The sequence below is a fragment of the Bifidobacterium longum subsp. infantis ATCC 15697 = JCM 1222 = DSM 20088 genome (assembly GCF_000269965.1).
Taxonomy (GTDB): Bacteria; Actinomycetota; Actinomycetes; order Actinomycetales; family Bifidobacteriaceae; genus Bifidobacterium; species Bifidobacterium infantis.
In genome coordinates, this window is the sequence record NC_017219.1 from 2,607,220 (window position 1) to 2,620,163 (window position 12,944).

The 12,944-nt window shown below is 59.1% G+C and carries 9 protein-coding genes and 1 pseudogene; all 10 read right to left on the reverse strand.

Features of this window, described 5'->3' with window-relative positions; all coding sequences use genetic code 11:
* Nucleotides 1-55: 55 nt before the first annotated feature.
* The 10 genes and pseudogenes from BLIJ_RS12115 to BLIJ_RS12160 all read right to left on the reverse strand — a co-directional run bounded on the left by BLIJ_RS12115 (nt 56) and on the right by BLIJ_RS12160 (nt 12,906).
* Nucleotides 56-847 carry an SDR family oxidoreductase gene (locus BLIJ_RS12115; protein ID WP_012578566.1) on the reverse strand — a complete coding sequence of 264 codons (792 nt, stop codon included), beginning with the start codon at nt 845-847 and terminating at the stop codon, nt 56-58.
* A 19-nt stretch (nt 848-866) separates the two neighbouring features.
* Nucleotides 867-2,144, reverse strand: coding sequence for an enolase C-terminal domain-like protein (locus tag BLIJ_RS12120; RefSeq protein WP_012578567.1), 1,278 nt, complete (start codon nt 2,142-2,144; stop codon nt 867-869).
* Nucleotides 2,145-2,294: 150 nt separating this feature from the next.
* Nucleotides 2,295-2,954 (reverse strand): YesL family protein, encoded by a 660-nt coding sequence (locus BLIJ_RS12125; protein ID WP_012578568.1) that lies wholly within the window; start codon nt 2,952-2,954, stop codon nt 2,295-2,297.
* A gap of 139 nt (nt 2,955-3,093) precedes the next feature.
* Nucleotides 3,094-4,056, reverse strand: coding sequence for a carbohydrate ABC transporter permease (locus BLIJ_RS12130; protein ID WP_012578569.1), 963 nt, complete (start codon nt 4,054-4,056; stop codon nt 3,094-3,096).
* An 18-nt stretch (nt 4,057-4,074) separates the two neighbouring features.
* The gene (locus BLIJ_RS12135; protein WP_012578570.1) at nt 4,075-5,028 is read right to left on the reverse strand and encodes an ABC transporter permease; all 954 of its coding nucleotides are present in this window, start codon (nt 5,026-5,028) and stop codon (nt 4,075-4,077) included.
* Nucleotides 5,029-5,114: 86 nt separating this feature from the next.
* Nucleotides 5,115-6,710 carry an ABC transporter substrate-binding protein gene (locus BLIJ_RS12140; protein ID WP_012578572.1) on the reverse strand — a complete coding sequence of 532 codons (1,596 nt, stop codon included), beginning with the start codon at nt 6,708-6,710 and terminating at the stop codon, nt 5,115-5,117.
* A 197-nt stretch (nt 6,711-6,907) separates the two neighbouring features.
* Nucleotides 6,908-7,984, reverse strand: a pseudogene (locus tag BLIJ_RS12145) (sialidase family protein); the annotation flags it as partial.
* A 210-nt stretch (nt 7,985-8,194) separates the two neighbouring features.
* On the reverse strand, nt 8,195-9,151 hold the full coding sequence (locus BLIJ_RS12150; RefSeq protein WP_012578574.1) for a dihydrodipicolinate synthase family protein: 957 nt from the start codon (nt 9,149-9,151) through the stop codon (nt 8,195-8,197).
* Between the two features lie 181 nt (nt 9,152-9,332).
* A complete protein-coding gene (locus BLIJ_RS12155) occupies nt 9,333-10,925 on the reverse strand; it encodes an ABC transporter substrate-binding protein (RefSeq protein ID WP_012578575.1) in 1,593 nt (530 codons plus the stop codon).
* Between the two features lie 376 nt (nt 10,926-11,301).
* Nucleotides 11,302-12,906 (reverse strand): ABC transporter substrate-binding protein, encoded by a 1,605-nt coding sequence (locus BLIJ_RS12160; protein ID WP_012578576.1) that lies wholly within the window; start codon nt 12,904-12,906, stop codon nt 11,302-11,304.
* Nucleotides 12,907-12,944 lie beyond the last annotated feature (38 nt).

The following is a 12,944-nucleotide window of genomic DNA, read 5'->3' on the forward strand; positions in this document are numbered from 1 at the left end:
AAACAGGGGATCCGGACGCGCGAACGCGAACCGATGATCCCCTGTGCGGCATCTCCTAGCCGAGTGCCCGATCGAGGTGGACGTATCCGCCGTCGGGGAAGACCCATTGTCCGGTGGTGTGCGACGACCTGTCGGACAGCAGGAACGCCACGGTGTCGGCGATCTCCGACGTCTCGGTCATGCGGTGGCCGAGCGGGATCTTGCTGGTGATCTTCTCAAGCTGCGCGCGCTGCGCCTGCTCGTCGCCGAACGTCTTGATCCACTGTGCGTACAGCGGTGTCCAGGCCTCGGCCACGACGACGGCGTTGACCCGGACCTCGTCCGGGGCGAGGGCGGCGGCCCATTCGCGGGTCAGTCCCAGAATCGCGCCCTTCGCGGCGGCGTAGGCGCTGGTCTTGCCCTGACCGGTCAATGCGGTCTTGGAACCGATATTGACCACCGAGCCCTTGCTGGCCTTGAGCGCCGGCACGCACTGATGGACCAGCTCGTAGTAGTGGGTCAGGTTGCCGTGAATCGACTCCTCGAACTGACGCCACGATGTGGTCTCGAGCGCGAGATTGTCGTTCCTTCCGGCGTTGTTGACCACGCCATCGATATGGCCGTGCTTCTCCATGACCGACTTGACGATGGGGGCGATGTCGTCGGTGTTGTTCAGGTCGATCAGATACGTGTCATACGAGTCGGTGATTCGTTCAATGTCCTGTCGGAATTCGTCGCCGGCACCGTCATCACGGTTCAGCACCACAGGAATGGCGCCCTCCTCGGCCAAGCGCAGCGTTATGCCCTTGCCGATGCCTTTGAAGCCTCCGGTGACAATGATCACCTTGTCTTTAAGATGCAGGTCCATCTCAGGTCCTCCCGACCGGTCAGTCCTTGTGCAGGTACTTCATGCATTCGTCGATCTTCATCTCCGTGCCGTTGCCCGGAGTGAGCGGAGCGACGTATCGTCCGTTCTTGATGACGGTCGGATGCACGAAGTATTCATGCTGGTTGTCCACGTATTCGACGACGCGGTCCTCCATCTCGCCGGAGACGGACACATAGTCGAACATCGCGAGCTGGCTGACGGCTTCGCACAGGCCGACGCCGCCCGCGTGAGGGCAGACCTTGACGCCGAACTTCTTGGCGAGCAGGTATTCGAGGACGATCTCCTGGGGACCGGCGACTCGGGTGGCGTCGATCTGCATGACCTTGAAGCTGCCGGCCTGCAGGTACTGCTTGTACATGACTCGGTTCTGCATCTGTTCGCCGGTGGCCACCGGAATGGGGTCGATGGCCTTCTGAATCGCGGCATGGCCGAGCACATCGTCCGGGCAGGTGGGCTCTTCGACCCATGCGAGGTCGTAGTCCTTGAATTTGCCAATCCATTCGATGGCCTGCGGCACGTCCCAGACCTGGTTGGCGTCGACGGCGATGGCGATGTCCGGGCCGACCGCTTCACGGGCGAGCTTCAGCCTGCGCAGGTCGTCCTCGAGGTTCTGGCCGACCTTGAGCTTGATCTGCTTGAAGCCCATGACCTCGGTCTCCTGCTTGGCCAGGCGGACCATCTTCTCGTCGGAATAGCCAAGCCATCCGGCGGCGGTCGAATATCCCGGATAACCGACTTCCTTGAGGTGGGCGATACGCTCCGCCTTGCCTTCCTGGGCGGCGCGCAGGATATCGATGGCCTCCTGCGCAGTGAGGGCGTCGGTCAGGTAACGGAAGTCAAGCGTCGCGACGAGCTCTTCAGGCTCCATCTCGGAAAGGAGCAGCCAGAGCGGCTTGCCGGCGCGCTTGGCCTTGAGGTCCCACAGGGCCGAAAGCACGGCGCCGATGGCCATGTGCTCGACGCCCTTCTCAGGGCCGAGCCAGCGCAGCTGCGAATCGCGCACGAACAGATCCCATGCGAGACGCATGTTGTCGAGCAGTTCCTCGACGTTACGACCGATAAGGGTCTCGGACATGGAGTCGATGGCCCGGACGACGACATCGTTGCCACGACCGATGGTGAAGACGAATCCATTGCCGGAATCACCGGCATCGGTGGAGACGACGACGTAGGCGGAGGAGTAATCCGGATCGGGGTTCATGGCATCGGAGCCCGAGAACGTGGCCGATGTCGGGAACCGGAAATCATACGTGGTGACTTTGGTGATAACGCTCACAGTGCGCTTCCTTCCTTGGAATATTCATATCGTTTGAAATAGATGACAGACAATCAGGTTGCCATCAGGTATCGCCAAGCGGAATCAGTTTATTAATACTGAAAGACAACGGGGAATGAATCTGGCGACGTCGAATCCGTCGTCCTTGCCTCATCGTTTCTTCTCCAACGGCTCAATCACCCGCACGTCCATGCCCGGCATTTTGCCCCACGAATACACGGCCACCATGGTGAAGAAGATCGGCACCGCCGGCCCGAACGCCATCATCAGACCGGGCCACGTGTAGTAGGACCACACCGTGGCGAGGAAAAGAGCCAGCACAATGAAGCTGCACAACGGGCGTGCGACCACCATGACCAGCGACGTGCGCACCGTCCATAGCAGATTCTCATTGAAATTGATGTGCACGGACCAGCTGAGGAACACGAACAGGCCGTACAGCACGTTGAGCACCAACAGCACGCCGGATACGGCGGTCCCCACATAGCCCAGGTCGTTGTTCTGCACGAACCAGTATTCCCAGATGAGCAGCAGCCAGATGATCGTCTGCGGCCACCCCAGCTGATTCGCCGCGCCGATCTCCTCCAGCCATGCCTGATGGAACGTCGTCCATGTACGTTTGATGGTCCAGGAGCGATCTTCGACGTCGAGCAGCCACTGGCGGAACACCGAATACGACGCGGCCACGGAGGGAAACAGCCCGCCCAAGACAAAGCCAAGCAGCGTGTGCAGCACGAAGGCGACATTCACCACAGCCACCATCATGATGATCCGGCAGATGAACTCATACCCCACAGCCAGACGCTTCATAATGCCCCTACCTCCTTCATGCGGGAAGCCGCATGGATCGCTACAAAACAATTGGCGGCATCCACTCTCATGGAGCCGCCAATGGCATACACGTCACGGGCGGGTTTCGTTGTGTGTCGTGCAACGAAACCCCCGACGATCAGCCCTTCACGGCACCGATCATCACGCCCTTGTTGAAATACTTCTGCAGGAACGGATACAACACCAGCAACGGCAACGTCGACACGATGATCACGCCGTACTTGATCTGGTTCGCGAAATCACGCTGCTGCACCACGTCCATGCCACCCGAACTCTGACCGGTGATGTTCGTCTGGTTCGACAACAGGATGGAACGCAACACGTTCTGCAACGGCAGCTTGTCCGCGTCGCGGATGTACACCAAGCCAGTGAAGAAGTCGTTCCAATGACCCACGAAGTAATACAACGTCATCACCGCCAGGATCGCGGAGCTCAACGGCAGCACGATCCGCAGGAAATACCCGAAATACCCCAGGCCGTCGATCTGCGCGGCGTCATGCAGGCTCTCCGGGATCGAGCTCTCGAAGAACGAACGCGCCACGATCAGGTTCCACACGCTCACCGCGCCCGGAAGGATGAACACCCACACCGAGTTCAGCAGACCCAGCTGCTTGTACAGCAGGAAGCTCGGGATCATGCCGCCCGAGAAGAACATCGTGAACGTCATCAGGAACAGGATCACGCGGCGCGGCTTGAACTCGCGGCGAGACAACGCGAACGCCGCCGGGATCGTGACCAGCATGTTCAGGGCCGTGCCCGCCACCGAATAGAAGATGGTGTTGCGGTAGCCGACCCAGATCCTCGAATCGGTGAACACCTTGGCGTAACCGCCGAAGTTCATCTTCGCGGGCAACAGGAACACCTTGCCCTGGCTGACCATCGTCTGGTCCGAGACCGAGGCGATCACGATGAACCAGATCGGATAGACGATCGCCACCACGACCAACGCGATCAACAGCCAGATCACGATGTCGACGACCCAGTCGGACACGCTCCTCCTCTGCCTCAGCTTCGGGTTGAACGGGATGTCGTCCGACCCCGCGCCGCGGACCGGCGCCGGATTGATGGATGTGCTTGTCATAATGGACCCTCCCGCCCGCTAGAAGATGCTGGTGTCCGACGCCCTCTTCGAAATGAAGTTGGCGAGCACCAGGAAGAAGAAGTTGACCACGGTGTTGAACAGGCCTATGGCCGTCGTGTAGCTGAACTGGTTGCCCAGAATACCCATGCGGTACGTGTACGTCGCGATGACCTCCGACACGGACAGGTTCATCGGGTTCTGCATCAACAGCACCTTCTCGAAGCCCACGTTGAGCACGGAACCCATGTTCATGATCAGCATGATGCCCACCGTCGGCATGATCGCCGGGATGTCGACGTAGCGGATGAGCTGCAGACGACCGGCCCCGTCGATCTTCGCGGCCTCGTACAGGGACAGGTCCACCGAACTCAACGCCGCCAGATAGATGATGCAGTTCCAACCCATGTGCTGCCACACCTCGCTGATCCAGTAGATCGGCGTGAACAGCCCCGGCTCGCCCAACAGGTCGGTGCCCGGGAACAGGCGCCCGATCATGCCCGTGCTCGGCGACAGGAAGATGTTGATCATCGACACGATCACGACCGTCGAGATGAAGTGCGGCATGTACGTCACCGTCTGCACGAACCCCTTGATCTTCGACGACGAGATCTGGTTGATCAGCAACGCCAGCACGATCGGGGCGATGAACCCCATGACCAGCGTCCACAGGCTGATCCGCAACGTGTTGACCATGATGTTCACGAACATGCCCGACCGGAAGAACTGCTCGAAATACCGCAGCCCCGCGAACCTGCCGCCCATCAGACCCTCGACCGGATCGAAATCATAGAACGCGAGACGAAGACCGTACATCGGCACGTACGCGAACAGACCGACGAACACCAACGCCGGCAACGTCATCAGCCACAACGCGCCGTACCGACGGAAATGACGCCCCAACCGCACCGGCAACGGCGCGGAACGAGCCGCCAACGCGTTATCCACCACTTCACCCTGCTTCACCACAGACATAAAAATCCTTCCCACGTCCGCCCCGCCCGCCACGCGAACGCGCGACGGACGGGACGACCCGCTCATGCAACGGCGGAACCGCTACATCACTTCTTCGTGTAGATGTCGTACCACTTCTGCCAGATCTTCACGTTCTCCTGCAGACCAAGGCTGTCGAGCTGCTTGCAATACGCATCCCACTCCTCGTCAATACCACCCTTGGACATCCAAGTAGCAGTCTTCTGCATAACAACATTGGAAATCTGTGCATTGTTATTGGTCAGTGTATTACTGTCCGTCGGATCGGGGTTCACGTAGTCCGGAATGTAGTCCTTGACGGGATCGAAGTGGCTGCGCTGCTCCTCGTACGGCTTGTTCGCCTCAAGCAGGTTGTCGCCGTCGACATCACCCTTGATGGTGACGCCATCGGGAATCCAGCCGGAGAAACGATCGGCCAAGCCCGGGAAGAGGTTGTCGCCCATCGCCTTGGTGTACTTGTCTTCGTCCACGGTGTAGTGGCGGTTGCCGTCATCGGTGACCAGGTTGCCGAAGGAGCCGAGGAACTGCTGCACGGAGTACTTCTCGGAGTAGAGCAGGTTGGCCAGCTTCAGCGCGGCGTCCTTGTTCGCGGCGTGGGAGGACAGGGAGAACCTATCGGCTTCGAACTCGGCGGAAGAGCCGTCCCACACGGTCTTGTCCGGGGAGACGCCCGGGGCGGACGGCACCGGGATGGGGATGTACTGATCCTTGAGTGTTCCGAAGCTCGCATCCTGGGACCATCCGAACGACACGCCGGTCTTCGCGGTCTTGCCGTCGCTGAGCTGGTCGGTATCGCACGCATCGAACGTCTTGGTGGCCCAGTCGGCGGGGATCAGGCCCTCGGAGATGAGCTTGTGGTAGTACTTGATGACCTGCTTGTATTCGTCGGAGGTCAGGAAGCTCTTGACCACGCCGTTCTTGGCGTAGAAGCCGGTCGGGGACGCGCCCTTGTTGAAGCCGGTGACGATGCCGGTGGAGTTGAGCAGCAGCATCGGGCTGTAGTAGGTGAAGTAGCTGTCGAGCTTCCTGATGTTCATCGGGATCTCGTCGGCCTGGCCGTTGCCGTTCGGGTCCTCGGTCTTGAACGCCTTGAGCACGTTCTCCAGCTCGTCCCACGTGGTCGGCACCTGCAGACCCAGCTTGTCAAGCCAGGTCTTGTTGATGAACATGTGCTGGCCCGTGCCGGAGTAGGACTTGCCTCGGGACGAAGGCAGGGCGTACATGTGGCCTTCGGGATCGGTGGTGAGTTTCTGCGCGTCCGGCTTCTCCTTGAAGAACTGCTTGACGTTCGGCATCTTGTCGAGATCCTTGCTCAGATCTTCGAACAGGCCCGGGAACTGCGCGGCGTTGGCGGGGAAGAACGCATGGAGGCTGACGTCCGCAATCTTGCCCGCGGCCAGGGTGGCGTTCTTCTGCTGGGCCCAGGCGTCCTCGCTGACCTCCTGCCACTCGATCTTGCAGTCGCAGTCGGCCTCGAGGTCCTTGGCCCACTGCATGTTGGCAATCTTGTCCGTGGCCGGCCTCTTCACGACCAGAACGCTCACGATCGGCTTGCCGTCGGCGGTCGTGGTCGGCTCCTTGCTGCCGCCGCATGCAGCCAGCGAACCCAGCAAGGCGACGGCGCACGTGATGGCGCCCGCCTTCAGTGCGGTTCTTCTTCTCATTGTCTCTCCTTTGAAATTATGATCCTGGATGCGCCCGCCACGTCTGCGAGGTGGACGCACCTAGGATAAGTCTCGGGAGATATTTTGTCAACGTCCTTAACATATATGAAATATCGGCACCGTTTCGCTATGCCTCAGCACCCTCCCTCACCAGACAGCGGAAAACCGCCGATTCCGTCGACGTTCAGCTGGCCGTTGAGCCAGTCGAGCGAGATACGGGTGTACATAATGTTATTATTATCACCTTCATACAGCAGGCCATAGCCGCCGCCGGCCTTGTGGCTCAATGCGGCGATCACCGAATACGCCATCGGCCCTGTCGTGAACCGTCGGCCGGCACTCCAGGTCTTGCCGTCATCGATCGAGACGCGCACCAGACCATCGATCCTGTCCGAAGGCGACGAGGAGGAATACAGCAGAACCTTGGCCTGCGCCGACCCCTCGGGGGCATCGGGGAACGCACGGGCAATCTGCGCGTTGTTCTCGGGATCGGGCAGCTGCGTTTCACGGATCACCGGACCATACGTGGCGCCACCGTCCCGGGAGATGGCGACATAGCGGCAACCGTTTCCATCGGAGGAACGCGAGTTCAGCATCACACGGCCATCGGAAAGTTCCACGACTTTGTTCTCGTCCATGTGATCGCCGACGGGGGTGCCTGCATGCCAGGTTGCACCGTGATCGTCGGAGAAGACCGATACCGCACGGTAGCGGCCGTCGAGCTCCTTGATGGTGTACTGCTGGATCAGGCGCCCCGCATGCTCGCCATACGTGAGCTGGATGCCGGCACCGGAAGAAGCGAACCGTGAAATCCATGATTCGCTGTTCGTGATGTCGGCGGTGATGATGCGCGGCTCGCTCCACGTCACGCCATTGTCGATGGAACTGGTGACGGCGGCTTGAAGCACCTCACGCGCAGAGGGATCGACGCCCGCCTGGGAGGTTCCGAAACCGGCGTCATAGGATTTGACGAAGAACAGGAACACCTCTCCCGTCTGCCGGTCCACCACATAGGACGGATCGGAATACCCGTATTTGTCGACGCCATCATGCCCGGCGGCCACAACATGCTGCGGCTCGAATGACCGGCCGCCGTCTTTGGAGATACGCTGCACGATCGAATTGGCTTGCGGGGCATCCTGGCAGTTATGGGGCCGCGCGTCGAACGCCGCGAGGATCCAGCCGTTGGGCGCCTCGGCAAGGGCCGGAATCCGGTAGCAGGCCACACCGTAATCGCCTGGGGCCGCCAGACTCATCGCTCCGTCATGGTTCGCGCCGCACACAGTATTGTTCGTATTCATCATCCCGTTCTCCGTCATATTCGCTCACTCCTGTTCATCACCTTGATGCCGCCCGGCGTCCACGGGCAATCTCCGTTCACGGCCAAACGGCACCCCGGCGCATTCCGCAACATTGCGGTGTGCCATCCCGCGGACCTACATGGGTTGGGGGAAGGAGAAGGTCCGCGGGATGGCACGTCATCATCACTCGGTGGACACATCGACCTGTTCCACCGTGCGCGCAAGCTCGAAACCGCATGCACGCAACACGTCCGCAATGGCTTTCACATTGTCGCCATGCAACGCCAACACCGGTTCGGGCATCTGGTTGGTGTCGAACACGCCCAGCAACGCCATCGCGGTCTTGAACGCGCCCACGCCGGAACCGAATCCCTGGACGCCGGACGGCGCCAGGACGATTCGCATCAATGCGGCGAGTTTGTTCTGCTCCTTGCGCACCGAATCCCAATCACCGTTCCGGTAGGCGTTCCACATCGCAACATAGCCATATGGATCCACATTGGCCAAGCCTGGCACGCTGCCGTCCGCGCCGGCCATGTACGCGCCATCGACGACGACTTCCTGACCGGTCAGCAACGTCAGCGGATGACCGTTCTCCTCGTTGTCCCCAATCAGGAAACGGAACGCCACATCATCGTTCGACGAGTCCTTCACCCCGGCCAGCACGCCATCACGCCCCAAGCGGATCAGCAGATCATTGGGCAGCTTGGTATGCACGCATACGGGGATATCGTATGCGAACAGCGGCAATTCAGGCACCGCGGCGTGAATCAGACGGAAATGCCTCTCGATCTCCGCCACGCCGCCCAATGCGTAGAACGGCGCCGTGGCCACGATGGCGGCGGCTCCCATCTCACGAGCCGCGCGAGCATGCTCGATCACACGATTGGTCTCCGTGTCGATGCACCCCGCCAGCACCGGCACTCGGCCGCCGGCAATCTCAATGGCCGCGGCCAGTATCTCACGACGTCGCTCATCCGTGGAGAACACGACTTCGCTTGAGGATCCGAGAACGAAAAGTCCATTGACCCCGGCCGCAATCATACGGTCGATCGAACGCCGGTAACTCTCCACATCGAGACGATGATCCGCGGTCAATGGAGTGACGACCGGGGGAATGACCCCACGAAACTGATTCATAGTGTGAATCTCCTTGTTGTATTTGTGTCTGTCTGGTACGCGAGACAACACCGCATCCGCTCCGCATGAGCGAACCGCACCCGGTCGTTGATCCGAATTCCTCCAGTTCAGCAATTCGGGTGCGGCTCACATCTCGGAGTCGCAAGCACTGCCTCGCAACAGATCTGCGCTCACGACACCATCACTTCGTGTAGGTGTCGTACCACTTCTGCCAGATCTTCACGTTCTCCTGCAGACCAAGGCTGTCGAGCTGCTTGCAGTACGCATCCCACTCCCCGTCAATACCACCCTTGGACATCCAAGTGGCAGTCTTCTGCATAACAACGTTGAGAATCTGGGTATTATTGCTACTCAGCTTGTTATTGTCTTCGGGGCTGGGGTTCACATAGTCCGGAATGTAGTCCTTGACGGGATCGAAGTGGCTGCGCTGCTCATCATATGCTTTATTCACCTCAAGCAAATCATCAGCATTGGTATCGCCCTTAATGGAGACTTCGTCGGGAATCCAACCCGTAAACCGATCAGACAGACCAGGGAAGAGGTTGTCTTTCATCAGCTGACTGGTCTTCTCTGCATCCACGGTGTATTGATGATTGCCGTTATCAGTAACCAGCTGTCCAAACGAGCCAAGGAACTGCTGCACGGAGTACTTCTCGGAGTAGAGCAGGTTGGCCAGCTTCAGCGCAGCGTCCTTGTTCGCAACATGCGATGAGATGGAAAGTTTGTTGCCGTCAAATTCGCTGGACGAGCCATCCCACACGGTCTGGTCCGGGGAGACGCCCGGGGCGGACGGCACCGGCATAGCGATGTATTGATCCTTGAGCGTTCCGAAACTCGCGTCCAGCGACCACCCGAACGACACGCCGGTCTTCGCGGTCTTGCCATCACTGGTCTGATCCGAATCATACGCGTCGAGAGCCTTGGTGGCCCAGTCGGCGGGGATCAGGCCCTCGGAGATGAGCTTGTGGTAGTACTTGATGACCTGCTTGTATTCGTCGGAGGTCAGGAAGCTTTTGACCACGCCGTTATCCGCATAATAGCCGGTAACCGTCGGCCCCTTGTTGAAACCAGTGACGATGCCGGTGGAGTTGAGCAGCAACATCGGGCTATACCAAGAGAAGTAGCTGTCGAGCTTCTTGATGTTCATCGGGATCTCGTCGGCCTGGCCGTTGCCGTTCGGGTCCTGGGTCTTGAACGCCTTGAGCACGTTCTCCAGCTCGTCCCACGTGGTCGGCACCTGCAGACCCAGCTTGTCGAGCCAGGCCTTGTTGATCAGCATATTCTGACCAGATCCGGAATAGGACTTGCCTCGGGACGAAGGCAGGGCATATATGTGACCGTCAGGATCGGTGATAAGCTTCTTGGCATCCGGCTTCTGTTTAAAGAAGGCCTTGACGTTCGGCAGCTTGTCAAGATCCTTGCTCAGGTCCTCGAACATGCTTGGATATTGAGCAGCATCAGGCACTCCAAAGGCGTGGAGGCTTACATCCGCAAGCTTACCTGCGGCCAGGGTGGCGTTCTTCTGCTGGGCCCAGGCGTCCTCGCTGACCTCCTGCCACTCGATCTTGCAGTCGCAGTCGGCCTCCAAGTCCTTGGCCCACTGCATGTTGGCGATTTTATCCGTACTGGGTCTCTTGACTATTAAGACACTTACAATCGGCTTGCCATCAGCGGTCGTGGTCGGCTCCTTGTCGCCGCCGCACGCAGACAGCGAACCCAGCAAGGCCACGGCACACGCAACGGCACCCGCCTTCAGCACGGTTTGTTTTCTCATCGTCTCTCCTTTGACATGATGATATTTGAGCGCGCCCGCCGCATCTGCGGGACGGACGCACTCATGATAGGCACGGGAGATGGAGTTCGTCAACATTCTTAACATATATGTGAGTCGCGCCACACATAGTCATTCCCGCCACCATGTAATCCACTAAACAGAACGCAGCACGTCAAAACCCGCTCCCGCGGCTTCGGGAACATGGACTGCTTCAGCACCGTGATCTACCTGACCCGCGGCAGACCCGGCATCCGCTCCGCATGAGCGAGCCGCACCCGATCGTTGATCCGAATTCCTCCAGTTCAGCAATTCGGGTGCGGCTCACATCTTGGAGTCGCAAGCACTGCCTTGCAACAAGCTTGCGCTCACGGCACCGTCACTTCGTGTAGGTGTCGTACCACTTCTGCCAGATCTTGGTGCTCTCCTGCAGACCAATGCTGTCGAGCTGCTTGCAGTAGGCATCCCATTCTTCGTCAATGCCACCCTTGGACATCCAAGTAGCAGTTTTCTGCATAGTGGTATTGAAAATCTCGGCATTATTAGTGTTCAGCTTCGTCGCATCGGAAGGATCCATATTATCCATATTGACGTAGTCGGGAATATAGTCCTTGACGGGATCGAAGTGGCTGCGCTGCTCCTCGTACACCTTGTTCACTTCAATCAATTCATCGGCGTGAGTATCGCCCTTGATAGTAGCTTCATCAGGAATCCAGCCCACCAACAATTCCGACAGGCCAGGATACTGGTTGTCACCGGTCAACTGGCTCAGCTTGTCATTATCCACAGTGTACTCATGCTCACCAGTCTTGGTTATTGCCTTGCCGAAGGAGCCGAGGAACTGCTGCACGGAGTACTTCTCGGAGTACAGCAGGTTGGCCAGCTTCAGCGCGGCGTCCTTGTTCGCGGCGTGGGAGGAAATCGACAGTCCTGCAGGGGACAACTCACTGGAGGAACCATCCCACACGGTCTGGTCCGGGGAGACGCCCGGGGCGGACGGCACCGGCATAGCGATGTACTGGTCCTTGAGCTTGCCGAAATTGTCGGATGGAGACCAACCGAACACCACGCCGGTCTTCGCAGTCTTGCCGTCACTGATCTGATCCGCGTTGTAGGCGTCATCGTCCTTGGTGGCCCACTCGGCGGGAATCAGGCCCTCGGAGATGAGCTTGTGGTAGTACTTGATAACCTCCTTGTATTCATCGGAGGTCAGGAAGCTCTTGACCACGCCGTTCTTGGCGTAGAAGCCGTATTCAGACACACCCTTGTTGAAGCCGGTGACGATGCCGGTGGAGTTGAGCAGCAGCATCGGGCTGTACCACGTGAAATAGCTGCCTTCGAGTTTCTTAATGTTCATCGGGATCTCGTCCGCTTGGCCGTTGCCGTTCGGATCCTGGGTCTTGAACGCCTTGAGCACGTTCTCCAGCTCGTCCCACGTGGTCGGCACCTGCAGACCCAGCTTGTCAAGCCAGGCCTTGTTGATCAGCATATGCTGACCTGTGCCGGAGTAGGCCTTGCCTCGACCATCGGCTATCGCATAAATCCGCCCTTTGGAGTCAGTGGACATCTTCTTGGCATCCGGCTTCTGCTTAAAGAAGGCCTTGACGTTCGGCAGCTTGTCAAGATCCTTGCTCAGATCCTCGAACATACCGGGATACTGGTAAGCCTCAACAGCACCGTATCCATTCAGGTTCACATCCGCGATATCTCCAGAGGCCAAGGTGGCGTTCTTCTGCTGGGCCCAAGCTTCTCGAGTCACTTCCTGCCACTCGATCTTGCAATCGCAGTCGGCCTCCAAGTCCTTGGCCCACTGCATGTTGGCCATCTTTTCCTGATTGGCGTTCTTCTTGACCAGAACCGTCACAATCGGCTTGCCGTCAGCCGTCGTGGTCGACTTCTTGCTGCCCCCACACGCAGACAGCGACCCCAGCAAGGCCACGGCGCACGCAACGGCACCCGCCTTCACCATAGTTTGCCTTCTCATCGTCTCTCCTTTGACATGATGATATTTGAGCGCATCCG

What these genes read in the sequence shown, in the direction of transcription:
- BLIJ_RS12115 (WP_012578566.1), bottom strand. Translation starts at nt 847, where the DNA reads ATGGACCTGCATCTTAAAGACAAGGTGATCATTGTCACCGGAGGCTTC.
- BLIJ_RS12125 (WP_012578568.1), bottom strand. Translation starts at nt 2,954, where the DNA reads ATGAAGCGTCTGGCTGTGGGGTATGAGTTCATCTGCCGGATCATCATG.
- BLIJ_RS12130 (WP_012578569.1), bottom strand. Translation starts at nt 4,056, where the DNA reads ATGACAAGCACATCCATCAATCCGGCGCCGGTCCGCGGCGCGGGGTCG.
- BLIJ_RS12135 (WP_012578570.1), bottom strand. Translation starts at nt 5,028, where the DNA reads ATGTCTGTGGTGAAGCAGGGTGAAGTGGTGGATAACGCGTTGGCGGCT.
- BLIJ_RS12140 (WP_012578572.1), bottom strand. Translation starts at nt 6,710, where the DNA reads ATGAGAAGAAGAACCGCACTGAAGGCGGGCGCCATCACGTGCGCCGTC.
- BLIJ_RS12150 (WP_012578574.1), bottom strand. Translation starts at nt 9,151, where the DNA reads ATGAATCAGTTTCGTGGGGTCATTCCCCCGGTCGTCACTCCATTGACC.
- BLIJ_RS12155 (WP_012578575.1), bottom strand. Translation starts at nt 10,925, where the DNA reads ATGAGAAAACAAACCGTGCTGAAGGCGGGTGCCGTTGCGTGTGCCGTG.
- BLIJ_RS12160 (WP_012578576.1), bottom strand. Translation starts at nt 12,906, where the DNA reads ATGAGAAGGCAAACTATGGTGAAGGCGGGTGCCGTTGCGTGCGCCGTG.